This window comes from Saccharothrix sp. 6-C, assembly GCF_016695385.1.
In the GTDB taxonomy this organism is placed as follows: Bacteria; Actinomycetota; Actinomycetes; order Mycobacteriales; family Pseudonocardiaceae; genus Actinosynnema; species Actinosynnema texasense.
On record NZ_CP064192.1, the window covers coordinates 1,529,773 to 1,554,164 of the forward strand.

Consider the following 24,392-nt stretch of genomic DNA (forward strand, 5'->3'; position numbering starts at 1 on the left):
GGCTCGCACGCGTCGACAGTAAGAGCCCGCCGGCGGGTCCGCATGACAAGTCGCCGCGGGAGCGGCGGACGGGCACCCGCCGCAACCCCGCGGGCGGCGTCGCGAGCCGGGCGAAAAGCCGTCCGCAGCCGAGGACCCGTCACGTAGGCTGCGCTCCGGGTCGGGGGACCTTCTGAGTGGAGATTTCCGTGTTCCGATCCGTGCGCGGCCTTGGGGCCGCGTTCTCCGTGCTGGTCGCCTTGACCGCCTTGTCCGACCTGATCATGGCCGGGTGGGTGTGGCGCGTGCACGGCGTGCTGGAGGACTACCTCGACGACCGGATCGGGGAGGCAGAGCTCGACCGCACGCTCTCCGCCACCAACCTGTTCGACCTCGGCAACGCCGCGCTGTACCTCGCGACGGGCGTCGTGTTCGTGGTGTGGACGTGGCGGGTGCGCGCCAACGCCGACCTGGTCGCCCCGGACGCCCACCGGCACGCCAGGCACTGGGCCGTGTGGGGCTGGCTGCCGATCATCAGCTTCTGGATCCCGCGCCGGGTGTTGGCGGACGTCTGGGAGGTCAGCGCCCCCTCGGCCGAGCGCGGTCGCGACCGGGCCGAGGTCAACTGGTGGTGGGGCCTGTTCATCGCCTACCAGGTGATCGACCGGATCGCGGACCGGATGCTGGCCAGGAGCGAGACCGCGGACGGGTTCGCCAGTGGCGCGGCGATGCTCGTGGTGGTGGCGCTGCTCTCGGTGGCCGCGGCCACGCCGGCGGTGCTCGTGGTGCGCAGGATCAGCGCTTGGCAGTCCTCGCCGGGCTTCGTCGCGCCGCCCGAGGTCGTCTCGCCCACGTCCGTCGGGCTGGCCCCGGTCGACGTGCCGCGTCCGTCCGTCCTCCCGGTCACGCCGCCCTCCCACGACCCGAGGTGGCAACGCCCGGAGGAGTAGGCGCCCGAGCCGGCCCGCGCGCGCCGTCAGCGGTGCGCGCGGCGCCAGAGGGCGGGCCAGCCGCCCGTGCCGAGCAGCGCGGCGGGGACGAGCAGGCCGTGCTCGGCGACGCGGTCCTCCACCAGCTCCGCGGGCGCGCCGAGGTCGACCGCCGCGGCCCGTGCCCGCTGCCACGGCCCGTTCTCGTCGGCGAGGTCACTGGCGGGGAAACCGGGCACCGACGTCTGTCCAGGGGCGACCACCCGCACCGTGTCCGTTGTGGACGGAGCGGCGCAGGTGGTGGCGATGGCCAGCGCGCACACCAGCTCGGTCGAGGGCCGGCGTGCCACCGAGCGGGCCAGCGCGTCGTCGCCGACCAGCCCGCCCATGGCGGCGCGGACCGCGCGCGCCACCACGTCCATGGCGTGGGCGGGCGCGATCTCCGGGCGGCGCACGAGGGTGCGCAGCGTCCGCGGCAGCGGCGAGCCTTCGGTGAGCGCCCGGAGCCGGTCGTGCTCGCGCAGCCCGGGATCGAGCCGGCCCACCGCGGCGGCGAGCGGCCGGACGCGGGTCGCCCGCCACAGGACCGACGCGTCGAGCCCGGCGTCGAGCCCCGCGCGGAGCAGCGCGACGTGCCCGCCCGGACCGAGGCGCTTCAACGCGACCACGGCCGCGTCCGGGTCGAAGTCGGCGCCCTGCCCGAGCCCGCGCGCCAGCGTGGCGTAGGCGCGGCGCGCGGACTCGGCCGCGGCCGAGGTCAGCTCCCGCTCCACCGCCGGGACCACCGCGTCGGTCAGCGCGGCGGGCAGGCGTCCCGCCGCGGGACGGCGGCCCGAACCGCCCCGGGCCCGCACCGGCGGCACCGGCAACACCGGTTCCGGCGCGGGCGCCCCCGGCATCGGGAGGCCGTCCACCCACTGCTTGACGTGCTCCCGCAACGCCGGGTCGACGGCGTCGTTGAACCGCGCGCGCAGCTCGTGGACGTGCCAGCCGCCGGTGCGCCGCCGGATGTCGAGGTTGGCGACGATGCGGCCCTCGACCGGGTCGCGCAACGCCATCAGCACGCACTGGCCCTTGCGCGCCTGGTCGGCGTACCACGACTCGCCGATGCAGTTGCCCATGTAGGCGGACCACTCGGCCAGCTTCCGCGGCTCCCGGCCCACTTCCACGACCAGGTCCGTGCCCGGCACGACCCGGGTGTCCACGACGGACACCTCGGACGGGACCGGGAAGGCGCCGATGCCGGCCTCGACGATCACCGCGTCCGCGCCGACCCCGGCCGCCAGCTCGGCCCAGCTGCCGCAGCGGGGCGGTGGCGTCGCGCCGAACATGATCAGCTGCGCGACCCCGGCGGCCGCGAGCGGCACGGAGTCGGCTCGTGGCCTGCCGGGTTCCGGCTGTGGCGCGGGCGCGTCGTAGACCAGCTCCGGCACGGGCGGTTCGTGCCGCACCGCGGCGGAGGTGTTGCCGTGGAACGGCGCCAGCGCGTCGGCGAGGTCGGCGAACCAGAGCAGGTCGTGCGGTGCTTCCACCGAGGCCGCGTCCGCCGGGCCGCCGGTGGCGAGCCGCTGCGCCAACGTCCCCGCCGGGCCGTCGGCGTGCCCGTCGGCCAGCGGCGGTTGCTCCCAGCTCTCCGGCGCCCGCGCGAAACCCGCCGCGTCGCGCCACCGCCGGAGCTGGGCCACCTGCCACGGCGCACAGGTGTCCCAGCAGTTGTGCAGCGGTCGGTCGTCCAGCTCGGTGAGCAGTCCGGCCACGGCGTCGAAGACGACCACGCCGTAGTTGCGGGCCATGGCGACGCGTGTCTTCACGTACGTCTCGGTCTTCGCGGTGACCGTCCGATCCGGACCGAGCGCCTCCACCAGCTGGTGGACGTAGCACCCCGGTCGCGCCGGGTGGCTGTAGCCGCCCGGGACGCGGCGCGCGGCCCCGGACCGCTCGTCCTCGGTGAGGCAGGCGTCGGCCGCGACGAGCTCGTCGCGGTGCTTCTCGACAGCGACCGCGAGGCCTTCGTCGGACAGGGTCTTGGCGAAGCGCAGCAGCGCGGTCGCCGCGACGGCGTCGTGCAGCAGGCGGGCGAGCTCCTGCGCGGTCCACGACAGCGGCGGCTGCCAGCGAGCCGCGGCGACCAGCGTCGGGCGACCGCCGACCGCCCGGACCAGTTGCTGCAGGACCGGTTCCTCGAAGTGGTCGCGGTGGCGCTCGCGGAGCTTGCCGATCCGATCGAGGCGGGTCTGCGACGCGGCGCGGAGTCGCGCGCGCCGCCGCTCGACCTGCGACGCGCACACGTGCTCCCACAGGCTCAGGACCAGTGCCAGCCGCCGCGGTCGCGGGTACCCGGACAGCGCGCGGGACAGGTGGTCGGCGAGCGTGGACGCCGCGCCGCGCGGGAACGGGTCGACCCCGTCCGGGGCGCGCAGTTCGAGCACGCGCTCCACCTGCTCCGGTCCGAGGAGGTCGGACGCCGCCGAGGCCAGTCGCAGCGCCGCCCAGCGCTGCTCGGCGACCGCCGCGTGCGCGGCCGAGCCGACCCGCTTGGTCGCCGACGGCCCGAACAGCGCCACCAGGCCGGCGGTCCGGTCGCCCAGCCGGTGCGCGCCGTCGTCGCCGAGGACCTCCAGCGCGGCGAGCACCGCGTCACGCCGGTCGCCGCGGGCGCCGGCCAAGCGCGCGGAGGTGAAGCCGCCGCCGAGGTCGACACCCGCCGCCGCGGCCGTCTCGGTCCCGTCGACCACGAGCAGGACGAGCCGCCTGATCGCTTCCCGCACCACGTCCGGTCCGGCGTCGGCGGGGCCGACGGCCACCGGGGCGCCAGGGGGGTGCGCGCCGGCCCGGTCGCCGGCGGGCACGGCTCGGCCGCCCGACACGGGGAGCCAGCAGCGCGACCCGGGTCCGGCGGTCACGCCGAAAGCCAGTTGGATGGACATCGGCACCATCATCGCGCACCGCGCCACCGGTTTTCGCGGACCGGAGCCCGCGCGGGTGGCGAAGGAGGATGTCCGTCGTCCGGGCCTGATACACGTTCGGCGCCACGGGATTCGGTGCGCGGACGCCGGTGCTGCGGGGGTTCTGCTCTGATCGAGTGTCGGCTGTTCCGGAAAGCCCGGACGGGAGGTGATCCTTGGCCCCGCAAGGGCTTTTCCGGACTTCGAGAGGGTGGACCCGGTGTCGAGAACCGTTCAGCGAGTGGTGACGGTGGTGTTCGCGGTCCTGGCGTTGGCCGGGTTCGGCGCGATGGGCGCGCAGGCGTCGGCGGCGTTGGTGCAGCGGGAGGTGACCACCCTGCCGGTGCCGCCGCTCAAGCCCGCCGAGGGCAAGGTCGAGACCTCGTCGATCGGCTGCGTGTGGAGCTACTACCCCGGTCGGAACTCCACCGTGTGGGTCGACTGCCACCAGATCGGCGGCGGCGCGGCCGGGTTCTCGGTCTCGGTGCTGTGCAGTGACGGCAGCGTCCACAGCAGCGACGTGACCCGGTTCGGGTCCTCCGCGGTGGCTTACTGCCCCGGCGCGACGACGATGCGCAGCTTCACCATCTGGGCCCACTACTGATCCGCGTCCGGGAGGCGGGTGCGGTCGGACAGGTCGAGGACGAAGCGGTGGCGGGCGTCGTCGCGCCCCGGGCGTTCGAGGGCGCCCGCCACCCGGACGCCCGGCCCCACGCCGAGCGGTTCCCGCACGGTGGTCCCGGCGCACCTCAGGATCGCCGCCGCGGCCCGCACCGACACGGCCCTGCGCCTGCTGCGGCAGCGAGGAAGGGCTGTTCGACGCGATCTTCGCCGCGTCCGTCGAGCCCGGCTGACGACTCCCGGACTCCGGGCGCCGCTCAGTCGCCCCAGCGCGCCGGGATGTCGGTCGGCGCGCCCAGCTCGTCGGTCTTCAGCAGGTACTTGGCCAGCGAGCCCACCGGGGCCTTGGTGGGCAGCGCCCGCGCCTGGCCGACGATCGCGGCGCGCAGGGCCGAGGAGGTGTCCAGGCGCGGGTAGCGGGTGTGGAGGTAGGCGGCCACCTCGTCGGTGACGGCCTCGGAGTCCGCGCCGAAGTCCAGCGCCGTGCCGGCGGCGACCACGCGGCACAGCAGGCCGCGGCGGTGCGCGATGCCGGTGGAGGTGTGCAGGGCGATGGCCTCCCACACCAGGTCCGCCGTGCCCGCGTCGACGTCGTGGTCGCGCAGGTGCTCGACGGCCAGGTCCGCGCCCGCGACCTCGAACCGGTCCGGCCGGCGGCGCTCAGGCCGAGGTCGTGCAGCACCGCGGCGAAGAACACCGCCCGCGGGTCGTACTCCTCGTGCCCGCGGGCGTCCCACCGGTCCACCAGGAACTCGGCGTAGGCGTAGGCGCGGATGCTGTGGTTGACCACGGCCGGGGACACCGAGGCGCGCAGGAAGTCCAGCGTGGCGCGGGCGAACGGCTCGGCCAGCGTTGCGGGAGTGGTGATCACGGGATCGATCCTGCTGGGGTGCGGAAAAGCCGACCAGTGGCCGGAACGCCAGGTGCCAACGGATTCCGGCCAACCCCCGGCAGGGCGCGCGGGCCTCCGGCGTCGCCACCTCGTCATCGTGGTGGCCGGCAAATCGCGGGCGCGGGCGGCCAGGTGGTTGCTAGGGTTCCCCGGCCGGCCGCGGGACTTCGGCGCGACTTCCGGAACCCGCCTCTGAAGCGATGATTCGCTGATCGCGCCCCCATTCCCCGGCCGGCCCCGACACCACCCGGAGTGACCGCATGGACGCCCTCGCCGCCGACGACATGCTGATGTTCATCAACGCGGCGACCACGTCGACGTCGCAGCGCGAGTTCCACGGCGACGCCGACGACCAGCGGCTGTCGCTGGACTTCCTGCACGACTACGTGATCGGCAACTACCGCGACCTCTACGCGGCGGCCCTCGCGCTGGACATCAACGACCACAACGCCGCGCTGATCGTCCGCAAGCTGCTGGAGACCACCGGCGACGCCACCGCGGACCAGCGGCGCGTCGAGGGCCGCCTGATCGCCCGACGGCTGCGCGCGCTGCCGCCGCAGCGCGTGTACGACCTGTTCCGCGCGTTGCGCCGGGCCCGGGTGAACAACCGGCGCACCCGCGCGATCATCCGCGAGTGGGTCGCGGGTCGGCCGGACCCGGCGTTCGACGCGGTGAAGTACCGCACCGGCCTGAAGCGGGCGCTGCGGCACGCGCACGTCGCGCCGGCCGGCGAGCTGGGCCCGTTCCTGTTCACGTCCGGCCACCACGGCCGGTACGCCACGCCGCTGCTGGAGACGTGGCGGCGGGCGCACTACGAGCAGGCGTCGGTGTACGGGCTGCCGTACACCGTGGCCGAGGGGTTCGCCGCGAAGCACGGGATCGACCGGACGACGTTCCTCAAGCGCATCGAGCCCCGGATGACCAGGCTGGAACGGCTCCGGTCGCAGGAGTCCGCGCGTCGGGACCGGGCCGCGGTGGCGGTCGACCTCGGGTCGATGCCGCTCACCCGCCTGGCGTCCTACGTCCTGTCCCGGCCGGTGGCCGAGCGGGTCGAACGGCGGGACGAGCTGACGGGCGCGCTGCGCGCGGCGGCGGTCCGGGCCGCCGGGCGGGACGCGGGGCGGTGGGGCCGGGTCGCAGCCGTGCTGGACGACAGCTTCTCGGCGTCCGGGTCCGCGCAGAAGCGCCGCCGACCGCTGGCGGTCGCGCTGGCGTGCCACCACCTGCTGGCGGAGTTGGCGACGGAGTACGTCCCGCTGTGGACGTCGGGGCGCACGGACGCCCTGCTGGCCCACCCGTACGGGATGACGCCGCTGGGCGAGCGGGTGCTCGACGCGCTGGAGCAGGCGCCGGACCGGCTGCTGATCGTGTCCGACGGCTGGGACAACGCGCCGCACGGGCTCGCGTCGGAGGTGCTGCGGGTGTGGCGGACGAAGCTCGACCCGGGACGCCGGGTGGCGGCGGTGCACCTGAACCCGGTGTACGACGCGGCCGACTTCGACGTGAAGCGGCTCGCCGAGGCGGTGCCCACCGTCGGCGTGCGCGACGCGGAGGACGTGCCCGCGCTCGTCGAGTTCGCCCGGTTCACCGAAGGCCGGACCGGGATCGCCGGCCTGCGGGCGCACTTCGACGCGCGGGTGGCCAGGTTCCTGGAGGAGGGGTGACGGTGGAGCTCGACCTGACCGGGCTGACCACGCGGGCGGCGCAGGTGTGGGGCGGCGTCCGGCTCGTGCCGTTGACGCGCGACGAGCCGGTCGCCGGCCTGCGGCTGCACGCCCGCGTCTACGGGGACCAGGTGGGTGTGGTCGAGGTGGACCGGCGCACGCACTACGTGTCCTACGTGCCGCACGGTTTCGTGGCGACGTGGTCCGACGACGACACCCCCGTCGCGGCGTACGGCACGCAGCTGGAGCGGAGCACGGCCGTCGGGAAGCCGCCGCACGGCATGAGGTTGCGCCTGCACCGCCGCACGGCGCGCCGGGTCGAGCGCAACCGCTTGCGGTTCCTGCCCCTGCACGTGGCGGTCGAGGGATACCTGGCGCTGCACTTCGGCGGCCCGGAGGTCGTGTGGGAGGAGTGGTCGCAGCGCGCGGTCCGCCGCGGCCTGTCGCCGCGCGTGGAAGAGGCGTACGTGGGCGCGGAGGTCGAGGGCCTGGCGGACGCGGTGAAGCACTTCGAGATCCACCCGGACCAGTGCGGTGTCCTGGTCTACGTGGCCGACGCGCTGGCCGCGGCGTTCGTCGTGCCCCACCCGGACGACTACCGCGCGCTGCACACCACTCTCCTCCAGGACCTGTACGGCGAGCTGGTGCACCACTACGCGACCCTGGCGACGCCCGCGCCCCCGTTCGACGTGCGGCTGCCCGACGACGTGGCGTCGCTGGCCGACCTGCGCGCGGCGGCGGCGCGGGAGCAGGCGGAGTGGGCGCGCTTCCACGACCTGACGATGGCGGGCGGCCTGCTCGGCGAGAGCTACGCGACGAGCCGCGTGCACCGGATGGGCGACTTCGCGCTGTCCCGCTTCCTGCCGACGTTCCGCGTCAAGGAGGAGAACCACATCGGCGAGCTGATCACCGACCGGGACGGCCGCACGGCGTACCTGAAGACCTTCCGCCTGTCGGAGGCCCAGATCCGCCGGGGCCACCTGCTGACCAACCTGGCCGCCCACCACTGGCGCCTCGCGACCACCGCGGCCGCCCTCGGCATCACCGAGCCGCAACTGGGCCTGCGGTTGCAGGCGGCCGGTTTCGGCGCGCTGCTGCGCGAGGACGTCCTGGCCCGCTACCGCGCGGGGTGACCGGCCCGGGTCAGCGCCAGCCGAGGGCCGGTGCGACGTGGGTGAGGAGGTCGTCGAGCAGGTGGGTGTTGTAGTCGACGCCGAGCTGGTTCGGCACGGTCAGCAGCAACGTGTCGGCCTCGGCGATGGCCTCGTCCTCGGCCAGCTGCCCGACCAGCACGTCCGGTTCGGCGGCGTAGGTGCGGCCGAAGACCGCCCTGGTGTCGGCGTCGAGGTAGCCGATTTTGTCGGTGCTGTCGGAGTCGTCGCCGAAGTAGGCGTGGTCCAGGTCGGTGGTGAGCGCGAAGATGCTGCGCGAGACCGAGACGCGCGGCTCGCGCGGCCACCCGGCCTCGGTCCACGCCTTGCGGAACGCCCGGATCTGCTCGGCCTGCTGCACGTGGAACGGCGCCCCGCCCTCGTCGTTCTTCAGGGTCGAGCTCATCAGGTTCATGCCTTGCCGCGCCGCCCACACCGCGGTGCCGTTGGAGCCTGCGCCCCACCAGATCCGCTCCCGCAGGCCCGGCGAGTGCGGCTCGACGCGCAGCAGCCCCGGGGGGTTGGGGAACATCGGGCGCGGCTCGGGCTGGGCGAAGCCGTCGCCCTCCAGGACCGTCAGCAGCACCTCGGCGTGCTTGCGGGCCATGTCGGCCTCCGTGTCGCCCTCGCCGGGGCGGTAGCCGAAGTAGCGCCACCCGTCGATCACCTGCTCCGGCGAGCCCCGGGAGATGCCGAGCTGGAGCCTGCCGGCGGAGATGAGGTCCGCGGCGCCGGCGTCCTCGGCCATGTACATCGGGTTCTCGTAGCGCATGTCGATCACGCCGGTGCCGATCTCGATGCGCTCGGTCCGGGCGCCGATCGCGGCCAGCAGCGGGAAGGGCGAGGCGAGCTGCCTGGCGAAGTGGTGCACCCGGAAGTAGGCGCCGTCCGCCCCGAGCTCCTCCGCGGCCACGGCGAGGTCGATGGCCTGCGTCAACGCGTCGCCCGCCGTCCTCGTGCGCGAGTGCGGCGTGTCGGACCAGTGCCCGAAGGACAGGAAGCCGATTTTCTTCACGCCCGTGCAACGCGTCGGTCGGTCGAATGATTCCGCCGTCACGCTGTGCGAGCGGACCGACACGATCCGGCGCTCGACCGTCCCTTGTAGAGGCCGGGAGATCGGTCCGCTGCCCGCCGCCGGCGTGGTGCTTGTCCTGCGTGAGACGGAACCGGCTGTCCGGTGTGGACCGGTTCGTCCACACCGGACAGCCGGTTCGGTCTTGGCGCAGGGTGCTCGGGCGTCGGCCTAAACGCGTTCCGCGTACATCTCCGCGAGCCTGCGTTCCAGCTCCTTGGTCGAGCCGTTGTGCCAGGAGTCGGCCATGTCCTGCGACATGGGGTCGGGGAAGATGTCCTCGACCTCGTCCTCGATGCCCTCGAAGATGTTGCGCGCCACCAGTTCCGGCGGCGTCCTCGGGAGGACGTCGAAGCGCGCGCCCATGTCGGTGTCCGCCGGGCCGGTGAGGATCGCGTGGACCCGCACGCCGCGCGACGCCAGGATGGCCCGCAGCGACTGCGTCATCGCGAGCACGGCCGCCTTCGAGATCGAGTAGGACGCGGCGAGCGGGTAGGGGGCGATGGCGGTCAACGACATGTTGGTGGCGATGGCCCCCGCGGACTCGGTCAGCAGCGGCAGGAACGCCTGGGTCACGTGGTGCGCGCCGTAGAAGTTGACGGCGAGCATCCGGTCGAGCACGGTGGTGTCGGTCAGGTCGTCCACCGCGGCGATGCCGGCGTTGTTGATCAGGACGTCGAGGGAGTCGACCCGCTCGACGGCGGCCCGGATGTGCGTCACGTCGGTCACGTCCAGGGTCACGGGCGTGACCCGGTCGTCGGGGTGCGCCAGCGGTTGGCGCGTGCCCGCGTAGACCCGTCTCGCACCCCGCCTCAACGCCTCGTCGACCAGCGCCTTGCCGATACCGCGATTGGCCCCGGTCACCAGCACTGCCTTGCCGGCTGTGATCACGCTTTCTCCTCACCGTAGGCGGTGGTGCGGCAGTCGGCTGATTGTATATGTCAACTATGTCATCACCGACGGTTGTCGACTTCTCTTCGGAATTGCCCGATCGTCACTCGCGGTGATCGGCGGAGGAGCGTGAAGGGAAATATTTCAGGCCATTTGGAATGCTTTCGCCGTGCTGCCGCCGGCCGGTGGGGTGTGCGTCGACGTCGTGAGTCGAAAGGGTCAGGATTCGACGGTGAGGTCGTCGGAACGGCCGGCGCCGAGGCGCGACCAGTGGGGGATGGGCCGTCCGTCGTACCGCGTCACGTGCTCGGTGGCGCCGACCCCGATGCCCCACTGCTGCGGCCAGCCGGGCAGCGAGTCCTCCTGCGGCTCCTGGCGCCCCCACACGGTGAGGTCCATGAGCGCGTAGCTGTAGTCCAGCACCTCCACGCCGCGGCGGCTCGTCCAGTAGGTCTCGAAGACCCGGTCGCCCTCCCGCACGTAGCAGACGATGTGCATCATCCCGACCTGCTTGCCGGCGAGCAGCGTGTCGAGCGAGCCCTGCGCCGAGTACCAGGGCATCCGCCAGCCCATGAACTCCCGGTAGCGGTAGCTCTCGTCGAACGGCCCCTGGCAGAAGACCGCGTAGGTGATGCCCCGCGAGTGCAGGTAGGACAGCTCCGAGATCTGGGCGTTGTTCCAGGTGCAGCCCTCGCACTGCTGGGCCGCCGGTCGGCCCGGGTACCACATGAAGTAGTACGTGACGAGCTGCGGACGCCCCTCGAACGCGTCGAGCAGCGTGACCGGACCGTCCGGCCCGATCAGCTCGGTGGCGCCGTCCACCTCGACCATGGGCAGGCGGCGGCGGGCGGCGGCGATGGCCACGCCCTCCCTCGTGTGCGCCTTCTCCCGGATGCGCAGCTCGTCCAGCCGGGCCTGGAAGGTGGACCGGTCGACCACCTCGGGCAGCGCCGGCGCCTCGGCGCCGAACGTCGGCCAGCCGAGGCGGGTTGGTTCATTTCCCATGAGTGTTCCTCGAGTTTTCCCAGGGTGCTACGACCCGAACGCCGATTGAGGTGCGGTGACACTCCGTGTCCACATCGCGGCGTGGAGTATACGCGGGGGTCCCGTCTGGGACGCGCCTTCGCGCGAACAGCACTCGACCCGCCGGGATCGACGTCCCGGCGGGTCGGGCGGCTGTGCGATCCGGGGCGGATCGCGGCGACCTAGACGCTCTCGGCGGCCTTGACCCGGCCCGTCGCGGCGTCGAGCTGGTCCGCGCCGAACGCGGTCACGTTGACGTCGGCCGGCGGTGGGAACCGCGTGACGAAGTCGACCACGACGAGGTGGGTCGGCACGATCGTGATCAGCGCCATGCCGCTCGTCTCCGCGCGGCGGACCCGGGCCCACTCGGCCCACTTCTCGTCGTCGCCGATCATCCGCCGGGAGGCGTCGAGGTGCTCCTGGGGGACCCCCGGCGTCATCTCGACGGTGGCGATGCCGCGCCCGTGGATGGCGATCGGCGCGAAGTCGTAGGCCGCGGGCGGCGGGCCGATCAGCGCCGAGACCTTGGCGCGCGTCTCGCGCCCCGGCCGGCCGGCGCCGACGTCGAGGGTGAAGGCGACCCGCGGGTTCGCCTCGATGGCCCGCACCTTGTAGGCCAGGTTCGGGGTGGCGAACAGGAACGCCTTCCCGTTCCAGACGTGGTTGATCGGCACCGACCGGGGAGCGCCGTCCAGCCCCAGGTAGGCGAGCCGGATCGGGATCGGCTCCGCCATGAGGGTTTGTATCACCGGATCGGTGTTCACCATGTCGACGATCTCGTGGTATTTCACGGGGTGGCCCTTCTGTGCAGCGAGTTACGGCAGTGGGTGCTCACGCTGCTCCAGGGGAGTGGAGAAGGTGGGCAGCGGGTGACGGAAAGATTTGCGAACGTCCGGTGTTTATTCCTGGTCGACCGGAATCATGGGCGAGTCCGGGCCTGCGCGGGGGAATGTCGTCCAGCTCATCGCGGCCCTTCGTCACTCGGACGTCGCAACGGCGTTCGAGTCGGATCGGCGTCATGTCGCAGGTCTTTCACGAGGCATGTAGGCCGTTTCTGCGCACCCGCGAGCCACTGTGCCACGGCCGATGATCGCGGTCTTCTTCGAAAGTGCCCGGCCACGGCATCGGCGCAGGTGGCAGCGGTTTTGCACGCAGCAATCTCGGAGAGGTGGCGCGGTTCGCGAGCCCACTAACCTGGCAAGAGGTGACCGTCGACTCTTGTCAGTCGACGCCGCGACCTGAACTCGTCCGCCGAAGTGAAGATGGCCGAATTGACGATCTCGACAACCGGCAGCGGCACGCCGACCGGTAGGCCCGGTCACCCGGGTTCGAGTGGGCCGGAAATTCCACTCGGAGTGGCAATTCAACGCGGTGGGTGGGCCCGTCCGCACCGGGCGGTCGACACCCGCCGGCGCCGCGCCGCCGCGCGCAGGATCCATTTCTCGCATCCCGCCATCGCATCGAGGAGCAGTGCAGCATGAGTTTGATCATGTCCCAGCCGAGGCCCGACCTCGTCAGCCGGGCAACGGGTCTGGTGGAAATGATCCGGAAGCACTCCGGGTGGCACGAGGAGCACCGGGAACTGCACCCGGAGGTCCTGGACGCGTTGACCGAGAACGAACTGTTGAAGATGCGGATCCCGGCGCGGTACGGCGGCAGCGTGCCGGACATGCGCACGGTGGTCGACGTGATCGCCGAGCTCGCCCGCGCCGACGGCTCCGTCGGTTGGACGTGCGTCTCGTTCACGATGGCCTCCTGGTTGTCGTCGCTGGTCCCCGACGAGGCGCAGGACGAGATCTGGGCCGACCCGGACGTCCGGTTCTGCGGGTCCGTCGAGCTGAACGGCGTCGCCGAGCCGACCGAGGGCGGCTACCTCCTCAACGGCAACTGGCACTTCCAGACCGGCTCGCCGCACGCCACGTGGGTCGCCCACTTCGCCGTGCTGAAGAACCCGGACGGCACGGGCGAGCCGGCTCTCGCCGTGGTCCGGCTCTCGGACCTGGAGGTGACCGACGACTGGCACACCTCGGGCCTGCGCGGCACGGGCAGCCGGTCGACCGCCGCGAAGGACCTCTTCGTCCCCGAGGGCTGGCTGGTGCGGGTGCTCCCGATGGCCCTGGAGGGCAAGCTGGAGACCAAGCTCAACGCGGACTACCAGGCGTGGCGGGTGCCGTTCATGCAGATGGCCATCGCGGTCGCCGCCGCGCCCGCGATCGGCATGGCGCGCGCCGCGCTGGAGAACTTCCTGGAGCGGGTGCCGAACCGGAAGATCACCTACACCCACTACGACCGCCAGGTCGACGCGCCGATCACGCACCTGCAACTGGGTGAGGCGATCCAGCTCATCGGCGAGGCCGAGTACCACCTGTACCGGGTGGTCGACGTCCTGGAGGCCAAGTCGGCGAGCGGCGAGCCGTGGACGGTCGAGGAGAAGGCCATCGCGCGCATGGACGCGGGCGCGGCCGTCGGCCGGGCCAAGCAGGCGGTGGACATCCTCGCCAACTCCTCGGGCGCCTCGTCGGTCTACTCGCACGTGCCGCTGCAGCGGATCCAGCGGGACATCGGCGTCCTCCAGCGCCACGCGATCATGTACCCGAACACGAACCTGGAGACCCTCGGTCGCGTGAAGCTCGGCTTCGAACCGAACACCGACTTCCTGTGACCGCCGCTCCACGCGTTGCGTGAGCTTTCCGCCGGCCGGCCTTGGGCGCCTCCGATCACCGGAGGCGCCCAAGGCTTTTTCGCATCGACGGCACGGCACGCGCAGGTGACTCGACGCCCGTGCGCGCTGGGGACCGTGGTCGTGTGGCTCCGGGCTCCGGGCTCCGGGCTCCGGGCTCCGGGCTCCGGGCTCCGGCTCTGCGGTGCCCGCACCCCGGCGGCGCTGCCGTCCTGTTGGTCCGGTAGCGCCGCGGTTCTGGCTCTGTGCGAGGAAAAGCGCCCGCGCACACCGCCGGCCCGCCACTTCGCGAGTGGCGGGCCGTGGTGCGTGCGGGCGCTGGAGCGCGCCGGTCAGATGTAGTAGGTGTTGGGATCGAGGCCGCAGAGCACCCGACCGTAGATCTCGGCGTTGACGTCCGGGATCATCATCGCGTGCAGGGCGACCGCGTTCAGGTCGTTGACGAACCGCTGGATCGGCACCTTGGTGTAGGCCGAGGAACCGCCGCTGGACCCGGCGAAGATCTCCGCCGCCTCCTTGGACAGCTTCACGGCCGCGCCCTCGTCCGCCCGGATGCGCCCGCGCTCCACCAGTTCCAGCGGCTCGTTGGCGGCGGACTTGGCGTCCACCGTCGCGGCCAGCCGCTGCGCGTGGAACTCGGCCTCGTCGATCTTCATCATGGCCTCGGCGATCCGCAGGTGGGTCACGGGCGCCTCGGCCTGGCTCGGGTAGTTGGTGTAGGTCACCTTCCGGTTGGGCAGCCGCTCGAAGAAGCTGTCCCGGATCGCCTTCGCCATGCCCGTGACCACGCCCACCGTGGACGCCGCGCCCACGGCGATGAACGGGGCCCGATACATCTGCGAGCCGGCGTTGGCCTTCGAGGCCGACTGGCCGGTGAGCACGGCCGGCGCGGGGAGGATGCGCTCCTGCGGGATGAACACGTCCTTCGCGGCCGTGCCGACGCTCCCCGTGCCGCGGAAGCCGTTGGTGTGCCAGTCGTCGGTGATCTCCAGCTCCGACATCGGCACCGGGCCCATCACCGGGTACGGCTCACCGTCCGGGTTGAGGAAGATGGCGCCGATCTGCTGGTACTTGCTGCTCAGCGCACCGCTGATCGAGGGCCACGTGCCGTTGACCAGGATGCCGCCGTCCACGGGGACGGCCGTCGCGGTGCCCGGTCCGATGGTGGTGCACACCTGCACGTCGGGATCGGCGAACAGTTCGTCCTGGACCTCGTCCGGGTACAGCCCCAGGCCCCAGGTGGCGACCCAGGAGCAGGCCACCACCCACGCCGCGGAGCCGTCGGCCTGCGCGATCGCGTCCGCCACGGCGACCATGGCCCGAGCGTCGCTCTCGAACCCGCCGTACCGCTTGGGGATGCGCATCCGGAACACACCCGTGTCGGTGAGGGCCTTGACTGTCTCCTCGTGCAGTCGCCTGTTCTCCACCGACCATTCGGCATTTGCCCGGAGCACCGGCGCTATCTCGGAAACCCTGTGCACCAGTTCTTCTGAAGACGGGACGACGACAGTCGACATGTCCTCTCCTTAATAGTTTTCCGAAGAATCCACTGCCCAGACTTCCGGAACCGCCGGGAGCCGCGCTTCTTCTGCATTGCCCCGTGGTCGCGGCCTGGAAGTATCAACGTCGGATGGAATATTTTGCCACTCGGCGTAACCGGTGCCCAGGGGCGAGTACGCCGTTCAGTAGAAATCGGGACAGGAGGGAATACCCGCGTCCGGCACCGTGTTCGCGCACGCCACGGGCGCGTAGCGGTGCTGCGGGCGGGTCCGCGCGGGTGCTGTCGGAGGCTCCTCGCCGGTCGACTCCGGGCCATTCTCGCGTGTTCGTCGACGAGTATTTCAATGTGAATTCGGTCAATGTCGCGCGCTTTCTCGGGATTCCGGTGCTCGTGGAGAGAATTCCCGGGTGGTTTCCGGAGGGCCCGCGGCGTGACACGATCGGCGCCGACCGCCCCAGCCTCAGGAGTACCATGACCCGGGTTCACGACCGTTTTCCGCTGTCCGCCACGCCGACGGTCCTGGCCGCCGGCGTGCTGTTCGGCGTGCTTTCCGCCGGGCACCTCGTCGCCCAACTCGTCGGGGCCGGCGGGGCCGCCCGGATCAGCCAGTGGCTGCTCATGCCGGTGCTCGCCGCGGCCGTATGGTCCGCGACCACCGGCGCGCCCCGCTCTCGGGCGGTGCGCCTGGTGCTGCTCGCGCTCGCCTTCTCCTGGCTCGGCGACAGCGTCCCGGCCTTCTTCTCCGGCGACGCCCGGTTCCTGACCATGGTCGGGCTGTTCCTGTGCGCCCAGGTCGTCTACGTGGCGGCGTTCTGGCCGTGGCGACGCCGTTCGGCGCTGCGCCGGCCCGCCGTGGTCTGGTACGTGCTCGCGTTCGGTGCGCTGCTGGCGGCCTGCGGGCCCGGCGCGGGCGCCCTGCTCGGCCCGGTGGTCGGCTACGGCCTGTGCCTGACGCTGATGGCCGTGCTGGCCACCGGCGTGGGCCGGGTGGTGGGGATCGGCGGCGCGGTGTTCTTCGTGTCCGACGGGCTCATCGCCCTCGAAGCCTTCGCCGGCTGGTACGACCCGCCGGCGCCGGGCTTCTGGGTGATGCTGACCTACCTCGCCGGTCAGGCCCTGATCGCCGCCGGCGTGTGCGGCCACCCCCGGGAGGGTGAGGTCTGACCCGCCGGACGCGTGCCGCCGACGTCGGGTCCACTGTGGAACGCGGGCACACCTCCGGCACCGCCCTCAGGCCCGGTCGACGGGTCAGGTGACGGCGATCGTGAACGCGGCCGTGTGCACGACGCCGCCGTGGGCGAACTCCAGGAACAGCCGGTACTCGCCGCGGTCGGCGAAGGTGGCCTGGAACGTCAGCTCGCCGTCGACCAGCGGCACGCCCAGCGGCTGGACCGGGTGCAGGTGGGTGGCCGACAGCAGCATCGTGTGGAAGCCGGTCATGTGCCCGTAGGCGCCCAGGTGCGGGTCGAGCGTGCGGACCGGCGAGCCGTCGGGGGCGCGGATGGCGAAGCGCAGCTCCTGGGGCCGCATCGGGGCGGGTTGAGCCGGCTCGTCCACTCGCGTCACGGTGAACCCGGTGGCGGTCGTCGCTCCGGCGTCGGGCGCGGGCACCGGGACCAGGGTGGTGTCCCCGGGCACGCTGAACGGGACGCCGAGCACCACCGGGTGCCGGGGGTCCTTGGTGTCGAGCGGGACGAACTCGGCGAACATGCGGTACGCGCCGCCGTCGTCGAGCCGCACGTCGACGTGCCACGTGTCGCCGACCAGGGTCGGGTGCAGGTGCTGGAAGACGTGCATGTCGTCGCGGATGACGAAGAAGTGCAGCTGCTTGGTCTGGTTGTCCAGGAAGCGGGTCCGCGGCCGGTCGTCGGGTCCGAGGACGCGGAACGCGACCGGCACCGCCGGGCCGCGGGTGGACGGCACGGTGACCCGCTCGAACCGGTAGCCGCTCTCGGCTTCCGACAGGCCGTCGCTGTGCGCGGCGGGCACGAAGTCGGCCGATCGCTGGTGCGCCGAGTGGGCGGGGCCGGCCGGGGACCGCACCAGCGCGAGCGCGCCGGCCACCACGATCGCGACGGCCAGGACGACGAACACCCAGTCGGTGAGGCGCAGGTGGCGCATCATCACTCCTCAGGTCCGGTGGGACGGCGGCCCCCGTGCGCGGCCGGGTGGCCGCGCACGGGGGAGGACACGTCACCGCTGAGCGAGGTTCGGCCGGACCACGACCAGGCCCTGCTCGATGCCGTTGACCAGGACGATGCCGCTGGCGAAGTACGGGTAGTTGCTCCACGCCCCGTTGAACCGCGCCGTGTCGCTCGCCGGGTAGATGTCGAAGTACCCGGCTTCGGTCAGTCGCGCCGAGGAGACCGCGCTGACGTCCAGGATGCGCAGCCCCGCCTGGTAGTTGGCCTGGTAGGAGTACCGGCCCTTGATGTACTGGTTGTGGTCGATCGCGGTGGCCGGCGAGTTGTAGGTGCCCGTGTGCACGGGGGAGGAGAGCTTCGCCAGGTCCCAGATGTAGGTCTTGGTGCGCTTGTCGGTGCCGCGCGACTCGTCCAGCTCGTCGTCCAGCAGGAAGTACCGCTGGTCCTCGGTCAGCCAGCCCTGGTGCGAGTACTGCGCGCCGGAGTAGGCCTTGCGGACGATCTGCACGGGCGCGGACTTGGTGGTCACGTCGACGATGGTCAGCGTGTCCTCGTTGGAGTTGAAGCAGATCTCCCGGCCCCGGTACGCCTGGTCCGGGCCGCGGTAGACGACGCACTGGGTGTCGTGGGTGTAGCCGTCCTGTGACACGCACCCGGCCTGGGTCGGCGACTTCGGCGTGCGGATGTCGACGATGTGCGGGCCGCCGCTGCACGTGTTGGAGCCGATCGCGTAGGCGAAGCCGGTCTCCTCGTTGATGGCGATGTTGTGCGCGGGGCCGAAACCCCGGTACAGCGCGTCCGCGGTGAACGTCTGCGGCGTGGTGACGGTCCGCAGCCGGGTCAGGTCGAACACCTGCATCCCGTGGCCGCTGATGGCGTCGGCGACGATGAACGCGTGGTTGCGGTACACCTTCATGTCGCGCCAGCTGCTGCTGCCGCCGTTGGACGGCAGGTTGCCGAGGTACCTGGGCGAGGTCGGCGTGCTCACGTCGACGAACGCGGTGCCGTTGGTGCGGCCGACGACGGCGTACTCCTTGCCGGAGGAGGGATCGGTCCACCCCCAGATGTCGTTGCCGTTGCCGCCGCCGATGGAGGCGAGCGGCAGCACGCTGAGCAGGTCCACGTTCTTGCAGGGGTAGATGTCGGCCTTGCCGTTGACGCACGGCGCGCCGGCCGCCGTGCCGACGACGGCGTGCCGGTCGGCCGGCAGGTGGTCGGTGAGGAAGGCCCGGACGGCGGCCTGTCCTTCGGGGGTGTCGGGGTCGTGCGCGGAAGCCGCGGTCATGGACATCGCCACCATGGAGGCGATCAGCACCGCCAACCCCGTCATGCGCAGGATCTTCATCGGAGTAGCACTCCTCCCGGAAATCCCGGACGCGGTGACGCGGCCGGGTGCAGGGTTTTCCGATCACCTCCGACAGTAGGAGCTGTGGCGCGCCGGGATAACCTCCGATCGTCTGCACTGCGGCACGTCCGGCGCGCTCCACGACCTCACCGTGCGGCGACACCCGCGCGCTCGCTGTGCGCGGGGGTCTGGAATCGGGGCGGGCGCGGTTCTTCGCCCGGCGTGGCAGGTTCGGCCGGCGGACGACTTGGTTCTCCTGCAGCAGGTTCTCCGCTCACCGCGACGAGGACGGGGACCGGGTTCGAGGGCAGGTCGATGCCCCGGGTGAAGGCGGAGCGGGAACCTGGTCGAGGTGATCGAGCACTTCCGCGCCCTCGTGCGGTGACCTCACCTCGCTGCCTTGGCGTAACGGCGTGCCAGGTGGGCGAAGGCGGCCTTGAGCTCGGGCGGCCCGACGACCTCGATGTCGGCGTCGAACCGGCCGAGGGTGGCGGCCAGGGCGGGCCACGACCACGAGCCCAGGGTCAGCCGGCAGCGGTCCGGGGCGAGTTCTTCGACCACGCCGTCCTGGGCGAACGGCGACACGTCGGCCGCCGGCAGGGCGAGGACCACCTCGCCGAGGCACGGTGGGCCGGCCGAGCCGGAGCCGTCGGAGCCGGCGAACCGGTCGGTGACGAAGGCGGCCACGTCCGCGGCCGGCAGGTCACGCGGGGCGAAGCGGGGACCGGTGGGGGTGCGCGGGGTGATCCGGTCGGCGCGGAACGTGCGCCAGTCGGCGCGGTCGAGGTCCCAGGCGACGAGGTACCAGCGGCCGGCGCGGGTGACGAGGTGGTGGGGCTCGACCCGGCGCGGTGGGGCCTCGGCGTCGCCGCCCGCGTAGTCGAAGCGCAGCACCTCGCGGGCGTGGACCGCGCCGCTGATCGCCATCAGCACGCCGCTGCCGACCTGCGGCGCGGCGGCCCGTTCGACCGCCGTGACCTGGAAGGTGTCGATGCGGTGGCGCAGGCGGGCGGGCATGACCTGCCGGACCGTGTGCAGGGCCCGCGCCGCGGCCTCCTCGATGCCCGCGCCGGCGGTGGTGGCGATCCGCAGCGCCACGGACAGGGCCACGGCCTGCTCGTCGTCGAACAGCAGGGGCGGCAGCCGGGAGCCGACACCGAGCCGGTAACCGCCCTCCGGGCCCTTGGCGGTCACGATGGGGTAGCCCAGCTCGCGCAGTCGGTCGACGTCGCGGCGCACGGTGCGCGGACTGACCCGCAACCGCTCGGCCAACAGCGCGCCCGGCCAGTCCCGACGCGCCTGCAACAGCGACAGCAGCGACAGCAGTCGTGCTGAGGTCTTCGGCATGGCCGCCATTGTGCCGGAGAGAAGAGGACACGACCTGGCCACTACTCCTGCGAGGGTTGCCCACGTCAGTCAGCGAGTCGACCTGAGGAGTGAGCTTGTCCGTCACGACCACCGCCCACCTGAACTTCCGCGGTGACGCCCGCGCGGCGCTGGAGTTCTACCGCTCCGTGTTCGGCGGCCACCTCGCCGTCGTCACGTACCAGGACGCCGGCGACGTCCACGAGGAGTCCGAGGCCGACCACGTGATGTGGGGCCAGGTGCTCGGGGACGACGGCTTCCACGTGATGGCCTACGACGTGCCCTCGCGCACGGCCTACGAGCGGGGCGAGAACTCGTTCTTCGTCTCCGTGCGCGGCGAGACCGCCGAGGAGGTCACCGGCTGCTGGGAGCGGCTCCGCGACGGCGCGACCGTCGTGGTCCCGCTGGGTCCGGCGGGCTGGGCCCCGGCTTACGGGATGCTGCGCGACCGCTTCGGCGTCGTCTGGGTCCTCGACGTCGTCAGCGGGCACCACGCCTAGCCCGACCCCGGCCGCGGGTGGGTGCGCACGCTCCCGCCCGCGGCCGACCATGGGACGATGACCGGACACCTGACAGGACACCGCCACCATGAAGACGCACCCCCTCGGCCGTCCCGGTCCGCGCAGCGGCACCGGGGACACCCCGCCCGACCTCGTGCGCGGCGGCGAGGTCCGCGCCACCGGCGCGTCCGACCGGCCGGTGTCGGAGACCGTGGAGCACGCGGCGTCGTGCCGTCGTCCGGCCGACGGGCGGGCCGCGGCATGACGGTGCTGGACGCCAGGGCGCTCAACCGCGCGACGCTCGCGCGGCAGTTGCTGCTCGATCGGGCCGACGTGCCGGTGCTCGCCGCCGTGGGGCACTTGTGCGGCCTGCAAGCGCAGGAACCCCAGGAGCCCTTCGTCGGGTTGTGGTCACGGCTGCGCGCCTTCGACCCGACGGCGCTGGACGACCTGGTGACCGGGCGGCACGTGGTGCGGACCCACCTCATGCGCCGCACCGTCCACCTGGTCACCGCCGACGACGCGCTGGCGTGGCGCGCCCGCCACGGTCCGATGCTGCGCCAACGGGTCCTCGGGGTCTACCGCCGCGAGTTCGAGGGGGTGGACCTGGACGAGGTCGCGGCGGCGGCACGGGAGGCGATGGCGGACGGGGAGCCGCGGACGATGCCCGAGCTCGGCCGGGCGCTCGCCGCGCGCTGGCCGGCCGTCGGGTCCCGGGCGTTGGGTGAGATGGGGATCGCCGCCCTCCTCCCGACGGTGCAGCTGCCGCCGCGCGGCTTGTGGCGCCGCAAGGCGGGCGCGCGCACCGCGTTGCTCGAATCGTGGCTGGGGCGCGAGGTCGACCCGCCCGCACCGGACGGCTCCGACCCGGTGGGGGAGGCGCTGGTGCTGCGCTACCTGGCCGCGTTCGGCCCGGCCACCACGACCGATCTGCGCGCCTGGTGCGGCCTCGCCGGGCTGCCGCGCGCGGTGGCCGCGACGCGCGAGCGGCTGGTCGCCTTCCGCGACGAGCACGGCCGGGAACTGCTGGACCTCCCGGACGGCCCGCGCCCCGACCCCGACACGCCCGCCCCGGTGCGGTTCCTGCCCGCGTTCGACAACGCGGTCCTCGGCTACCACGACCGCGCCCGGATCGTCGACCACGCCCACCGGGGCTTGTCGGTCGCCGGCGCGCGCGTCGTCCTCGTCGACGGTCGGGTCGCCGCCACGTGGACGGTCGAGGCGGGCGCCGCGCTCGTGACCCCGCTGCGCCGCTTCTCCCGGACCGAGCACGCCGCCGTGGCCGAGGAAGGGCGGGAACTGGCGTCGTTCCTGTCCGGCGGCCCCGCCTCCTAGGGCCTGTCCTGCGGCGGTGGAAGACCGTGGCGGAGAAGTGCGCGACGGCCAGGACGCCGACGCACCAGGCGAGGGCGGGCCAGAGGTCCGAACAGGTCGCGGATGGCGTTGACGATGGAGGTGACCGGCCGGTGCTCGGCGAAGGCGCGCAGGGGACCGGGCATGGTGTCGGTGGGCACGAAGGCCGAACTGAGGAACGGCAGGAAGATGAGCGGGTAGGAGAACGCGCTCGCGCCGTCAACGGACTTCGCGGTGAGGCCGGGGATGACGGCGAGCCAGGTCGACGCCACGGTGAACAGGAGCAGGATGCCCGCGGCCGCCGGCCACGCGGTCGGCCCGGCGTCGCTGCGGAAACCCATGAGGAGGGCGACGAGCAGGACCACACGGTGTCCGGGCTGCGCGCGATGTGGCGCAGCGACCGTCCCAAGAGGACGGCGGTGTCCTCGCGGAAGTCCTTGGCCATGCCCGTCCTTCACCGGCGGGTTCCCGACGAGGCTCATCGCGATGTCCAGGCGGCGGCGCATCCCGCTCGAGTAGGTCGACACCCTCTGCGCGCCGGCGTCGGTCGGGGAGAAGCGCTCCAGCAGGTCGACCGCGGTGCGGTAGTGCGCGGGGAGCTGGCGCGTGCGCGCCTTGTACGCCCGCCATCGCCGCTTGTCGCCGATGACCTTCGTGGCGAGGTCCGAAAATGCCCGTGGTCGCCTACCTCCTGGCGCGGTGTGCCCGGCCCGTCCGGCTACTCTGTGTTGCTGACTACCGGTACCTGGTACCACTGGATAGCGGTGCCGGTGCAAGTTCGCCGTGCGGCGGGAGGTCCCGTCACGGGGTGGAGGTTCGCGAGCGGGGCGCCGCGGTCAGTCCTCCTCCCACAGCGCCAGCACCCAGTCGCCTTGCGCTCCTTCCGGCACGACGCTGATCTCGACCGGTTGCCCCGGGACGAGGCCGGTCGGGTCGAAGCCGACGCTGCCGGTGACGCCGCTGGGCGTGTAGCCGTAGTTGCTGGCATCGGCGACGGTGACGTCGCCGACCAGCACCCGCAGGCGGCCGGGCGAGCCGTTCATCAGCACCATGGAGGACAGGCCGCGCCACGCGACGACGACCTTCTGCGGCTTGTTCGGGTCGAGCGGGTCGGCGCGCAGGACGATGTCGGCGTCGCCACCCACGTACTCGTCGACCCGCACCGGCTCCTCCGGCGGTGGCGGCAGCGGGTACTCGGTGACCGGCACGTGCTCGCCGACGGCCAGCCGGATCGCGATCCCGTCCGGCGCCGGGCCCACCGCGGGCGTCGTCGTCCCCACCGGCGGCTCGGACATGTGCCCGAGCACGGTCAGCCGCACGAGGGACTCCCGCCCGGTTCGCAGGCTGCCGGCCAGCGCCCGGTCGCCCGTCGAAGTCGCGTCGTCCCGGCACGCGGTCCGCGCCACCTCCTGCCCGTCGACCGAGATCGCCACGCTCAAGGACTGCTTGTCCCCGGTGGTGTGCCGGTCGCCGAAGTCGCACCTGAAGATCAGCGTGAGGTCCTCGGGAGCGGAAGTGGGCGTGAACCTGATCGTGAGCGGCTCGGGGGTGTGACCCCAGGTCTGCGCGAGGACGCGCGAGCTCAGCAGGTACTCGGGGAACGGCTCGGGCGCGGCGGGCCGGGAGTCGAGCAGCGCCGGCCTCGTCACCAGGGTCCCGCCGACCAGGGCCAGCACGGCGCACGCGACCGCGACGAACGCCCGGCGCCGCCGCACCCTGCGGACCCTGGCGCGCACACCGTCCATGCGGGCGGCGTGGGGGATCTCCGGCGGGCCGGCGCGGTGGTGCAACACGTCGCTCACGTCGTGCGGGTTCACCTGTGCACCCCTTTCCCGTGGATCTCGCCGTCGAACCGCCCGTCGAACGACGGGTCCTCCCGCAGCCGGGCGAGCGCCTTGCTCGTCTGGCTCTTGACCGTGCCCACCGAGACGCCGAGCAGGTGCGCCGTCTGCGCCTCGGTCAGGTCCTCGTAGAAGCGCAGCACCAGCACCGCCCGCTGGCGGCGCGGCAGCGTCCCCATCGCCCGCCACAGGCGGTCTCGCTCGTCCACGGCGGCCTGCGGGGGCAGTCCGACCGGTTCCGGCAGCACGTCGGTCGGCTCCTCGCCGTGCCAGCGCCTCCTCCACCACGTGGCGTAGGTGTTGACGATGATCCGGCGCACGTACGGCTCCGGGTCGCCGTCCACCCGCCGCCACGCCAGCCACGCCTTCGTCAGCGCCGCCTGCACCAGGTCCTCGGCGTGCCCGGCGTCGCGCGTCAACAGGAACGCGGTGCGCAACAGGCGCGACGACGCGCCCGCCACGAACTCCTCGAACCCCTCAGGTACCTCCACCGAGC

The 24,392-nt window shown here is 72.7% G+C and carries 22 protein-coding genes and 1 pseudogene; 9 read left to right on the forward strand and 14 right to left on the reverse strand.

All coding sequences use genetic code 11. From position 1 onward, the window contains the following. The first annotated feature begins 188 nt into the window (after window positions 1–188). On the forward strand, window positions 189–929 hold the full coding sequence (locus IOD16_RS07070) for a DUF4328 domain-containing protein (protein WP_201439377.1): 741 nt from the start codon (window positions 189–191) through the stop codon (window positions 927–929). 26 nt (window positions 930–955) lie between these two features. Here IOD16_RS07070 and IOD16_RS07075 read toward each other — a convergent pair whose 3' ends face one another. Next, the gene (locus IOD16_RS07075) at window positions 956–3,835 is read right to left on the reverse strand and encodes a hypothetical protein (RefSeq protein ID WP_201439378.1); all 2,880 of its coding nucleotides are present in this window, start codon (window positions 3,833–3,835) and stop codon (window positions 956–958) included. A gap of 238 nt (window positions 3,836–4,073) precedes the next feature. Between IOD16_RS07075 and IOD16_RS07080 the strand changes: the two genes are divergently transcribed. Next, the gene (locus tag IOD16_RS07080) at window positions 4,074–4,457 is read left to right on the forward strand and encodes a hypothetical protein (RefSeq protein ID WP_201439379.1); all 384 of its coding nucleotides are present in this window, start codon (window positions 4,074–4,076) and stop codon (window positions 4,455–4,457) included. On the opposite strand, the gene IOD16_RS07085 is transcribed toward IOD16_RS07080, so the two are convergent. Next, window positions 4,451–4,633, reverse strand: a complete 183-nt coding sequence (locus IOD16_RS07085) for a hypothetical protein (protein ID WP_201439380.1) — start codon at window positions 4,631–4,633, stop codon at window positions 4,451–4,453. The genes IOD16_RS07080 and IOD16_RS07085 overlap by 7 nt on opposite strands. 98 nt (window positions 4,634–4,731) lie before the next feature. Beyond that, complete coding sequence (locus tag IOD16_RS07090) at window positions 4,732–5,211, reverse strand: hypothetical protein (RefSeq protein ID WP_201439381.1); 480 nt, start codon at window positions 5,209–5,211, stop codon at window positions 4,732–4,734. 415 nt (window positions 5,212–5,626) lie between these two features. Here IOD16_RS07090 and IOD16_RS07095 point away from each other — a divergent pair, with 415 nt between their 5' ends. Further along, on the forward strand, window positions 5,627–7,030 hold the full coding sequence (locus IOD16_RS07095; protein ID WP_201439382.1) for a hypothetical protein: 1,404 nt from the start codon (window positions 5,627–5,629) through the stop codon (window positions 7,028–7,030). After that, window positions 7,027–8,163, forward strand: a complete 1,137-nt coding sequence (locus IOD16_RS07100; RefSeq protein WP_201439383.1) for an ARPP-2 domain-containing protein — start codon at window positions 7,027–7,029, stop codon at window positions 8,161–8,163. Before IOD16_RS07095 ends, IOD16_RS07100 begins: the two co-directional genes overlap by 4 nt. Before the next feature lie 10 nt (window positions 8,164–8,173). On the opposite strand, the gene IOD16_RS07105 is transcribed toward IOD16_RS07100, so the two are convergent. The 4 genes from IOD16_RS07105 to IOD16_RS07120 all read right to left on the reverse strand — a co-directional run bounded on the left by IOD16_RS07105 (window position 8,174) and on the right by IOD16_RS07120 (window position 11,958). Continuing rightward, the gene (locus tag IOD16_RS07105) at window positions 8,174–9,196 is read right to left on the reverse strand and encodes an LLM class flavin-dependent oxidoreductase (RefSeq protein WP_201439384.1); all 1,023 of its coding nucleotides are present in this window, start codon (window positions 9,194–9,196) and stop codon (window positions 8,174–8,176) included. 228 nt (window positions 9,197–9,424) lie between these two features. Continuing rightward, window positions 9,425–10,144 (reverse strand): SDR family NAD(P)-dependent oxidoreductase, encoded by a 720-nt coding sequence (locus IOD16_RS07110; RefSeq protein WP_123742978.1) that lies wholly within the window; start codon window positions 10,142–10,144, stop codon window positions 9,425–9,427. A gap of 219 nt (window positions 10,145–10,363) precedes the next feature. Then, window positions 10,364–11,149 carry a DUF899 family protein gene (locus IOD16_RS07115; RefSeq protein ID WP_201439385.1) on the reverse strand — a complete coding sequence of 262 codons (786 nt, stop codon included), beginning with the start codon at window positions 11,147–11,149 and terminating at the stop codon, window positions 10,364–10,366. A gap of 200 nt (window positions 11,150–11,349) precedes the next feature. Continuing rightward, window positions 11,350–11,958 (reverse strand): pyridoxamine 5'-phosphate oxidase family protein, encoded by a 609-nt coding sequence (locus IOD16_RS07120; protein ID WP_201439386.1) that lies wholly within the window; start codon window positions 11,956–11,958, stop codon window positions 11,350–11,352. A gap of 686 nt (window positions 11,959–12,644) precedes the next feature. On the opposite strand from IOD16_RS07120, the gene IOD16_RS07125 reads away from it, so the two are divergent. Next, on the forward strand, window positions 12,645–13,829 hold the full coding sequence (locus IOD16_RS07125) for an acyl-CoA dehydrogenase family protein (protein WP_123742975.1): 1,185 nt from the start codon (window positions 12,645–12,647) through the stop codon (window positions 13,827–13,829). A 350-nt stretch (window positions 13,830–14,179) separates the two neighbouring features. On the opposite strand, the gene IOD16_RS07130 is transcribed toward IOD16_RS07125, so the two are convergent. Further along, complete coding sequence (locus tag IOD16_RS07130; protein ID WP_201439387.1) at window positions 14,180–15,364, reverse strand: acyl-CoA dehydrogenase family protein; 1,185 nt, start codon at window positions 15,362–15,364, stop codon at window positions 14,180–14,182. 455 nt (window positions 15,365–15,819) lie between these two features. On the opposite strand from IOD16_RS07130, the gene IOD16_RS07135 reads away from it, so the two are divergent. Continuing rightward, a complete protein-coding gene (locus IOD16_RS07135; protein ID WP_201439388.1) occupies window positions 15,820–16,512 on the forward strand; it encodes a lysoplasmalogenase in 693 nt (230 codons plus the stop codon). Between the two features lie 84 nt (window positions 16,513–16,596). Here IOD16_RS07135 and IOD16_RS07140 read toward each other — a convergent pair whose 3' ends face one another. From IOD16_RS07140 to IOD16_RS07150, 3 genes are all read right to left on the reverse strand, one after another. Then, window positions 16,597–17,469 carry a hypothetical protein gene (locus IOD16_RS07140; RefSeq protein ID WP_201439389.1) on the reverse strand — a complete coding sequence of 291 codons (873 nt, stop codon included), beginning with the start codon at window positions 17,467–17,469 and terminating at the stop codon, window positions 16,597–16,599. A 72-nt stretch (window positions 17,470–17,541) separates the two neighbouring features. Beyond that, entirely contained in the window at window positions 17,542–18,837 is a 1,296-nt protein-coding gene (locus IOD16_RS07145; RefSeq protein WP_201439390.1) for a choice-of-anchor B family protein, read from the reverse strand. A 387-nt stretch (window positions 18,838–19,224) separates the two neighbouring features. Continuing rightward, window positions 19,225–20,184, reverse strand: coding sequence for a helix-turn-helix transcriptional regulator (locus IOD16_RS07150; protein WP_201439391.1), 960 nt, complete (start codon window positions 20,182–20,184; stop codon window positions 19,225–19,227). 89 nt (window positions 20,185–20,273) lie between these two features. On the opposite strand from IOD16_RS07150, the gene IOD16_RS07155 reads away from it, so the two are divergent. From IOD16_RS07155 to IOD16_RS07165, 3 genes are all read left to right on the forward strand, one after another. Further along, window positions 20,274–20,702 carry a VOC family protein gene (locus tag IOD16_RS07155; protein WP_442978095.1) on the forward strand — a complete coding sequence of 143 codons (429 nt, stop codon included), beginning with the start codon at window positions 20,274–20,276 and terminating at the stop codon, window positions 20,700–20,702. An 88-nt stretch (window positions 20,703–20,790) separates the two neighbouring features. Then, window positions 20,791–20,967 carry a hypothetical protein gene (locus IOD16_RS07160; protein WP_201439393.1) on the forward strand — a complete coding sequence of 59 codons (177 nt, stop codon included), beginning with the start codon at window positions 20,791–20,793 and terminating at the stop codon, window positions 20,965–20,967. Continuing rightward, the gene (locus IOD16_RS07165; RefSeq protein ID WP_201439394.1) at window positions 20,964–22,037 is read left to right on the forward strand and encodes a winged helix DNA-binding domain-containing protein; all 1,074 of its coding nucleotides are present in this window, start codon (window positions 20,964–20,966) and stop codon (window positions 22,035–22,037) included. The genes IOD16_RS07160 and IOD16_RS07165 overlap by 4 nt, the downstream gene beginning before the upstream one ends. 7 nt (window positions 22,038–22,044) lie before the next feature. Here the strand turns inward: IOD16_RS07165 and IOD16_RS07170 are convergent. The 3 genes and pseudogenes from IOD16_RS07170 to IOD16_RS07180 all read right to left on the reverse strand — a co-directional run. Further along, a pseudogene (locus tag IOD16_RS07170) lies at window positions 22,045–22,420 on the reverse strand (ABC transporter permease); the annotation flags it as partial. A 471-nt stretch (window positions 22,421–22,891) separates the two neighbouring features. After that, window positions 22,892–23,872 carry a hypothetical protein gene (locus IOD16_RS07175; RefSeq protein ID WP_236594795.1) on the reverse strand — a complete coding sequence of 327 codons (981 nt, stop codon included), beginning with the start codon at window positions 23,870–23,872 and terminating at the stop codon, window positions 22,892–22,894. Next, window positions 23,869–24,387, reverse strand: coding sequence for a SigE family RNA polymerase sigma factor (locus IOD16_RS07180; RefSeq protein WP_201439396.1), 519 nt, complete (start codon window positions 24,385–24,387; stop codon window positions 23,869–23,871). Before IOD16_RS07180 ends, IOD16_RS07175 begins: the two co-directional genes overlap by 4 nt. Window positions 24,388–24,392 lie beyond the last annotated feature (5 nt).

Bases quoted from the DNA above. Each gene is read 5' to 3' on its own strand.
- IOD16_RS07075 (WP_201439378.1), bottom strand. From the start codon at position 3,835: ATGTCCATCCAACTGGCTTTCGGCGTGACCGCCGGACCCGGGTCGCGC.
- IOD16_RS07095 (WP_201439382.1), top strand. From the start codon at position 5,627: ATGGACGCCCTCGCCGCCGACGACATGCTGATGTTCATCAACGCGGCG.
- IOD16_RS07115 (WP_201439385.1), bottom strand. From the start codon at position 11,149: ATGGGAAATGAACCAACCCGCCTCGGCTGGCCGACGTTCGGCGCCGAG.
- IOD16_RS07125 (WP_123742975.1), top strand. From the start codon at position 12,645: ATGAGTTTGATCATGTCCCAGCCGAGGCCCGACCTCGTCAGCCGGGCA.
- IOD16_RS07130 (WP_201439387.1), bottom strand. From the start codon at position 15,364: ATGTCGACTGTCGTCGTCCCGTCTTCAGAAGAACTGGTGCACAGGGTT.
- IOD16_RS07135 (WP_201439388.1), top strand. From the start codon at position 15,820: ATGACCCGGGTTCACGACCGTTTTCCGCTGTCCGCCACGCCGACGGTC.
- IOD16_RS07140 (WP_201439389.1), bottom strand. From the start codon at position 17,469: ATGCGCCACCTGCGCCTCACCGACTGGGTGTTCGTCGTCCTGGCCGTC.
- IOD16_RS07145 (WP_201439390.1), bottom strand. From the start codon at position 18,837: ATGAAGATCCTGCGCATGACGGGGTTGGCGGTGCTGATCGCCTCCATG.
- IOD16_RS07150 (WP_201439391.1), bottom strand. From the start codon at position 20,184: ATGCCGAAGACCTCAGCACGACTGCTGTCGCTGCTGTCGCTGTTGCAG.
- IOD16_RS07160 (WP_201439393.1), top strand. From the start codon at position 20,791: ATGAAGACGCACCCCCTCGGCCGTCCCGGTCCGCGCAGCGGCACCGGG.
- IOD16_RS07165 (WP_201439394.1), top strand. From the start codon at position 20,964: ATGACGGTGCTGGACGCCAGGGCGCTCAACCGCGCGACGCTCGCGCGG.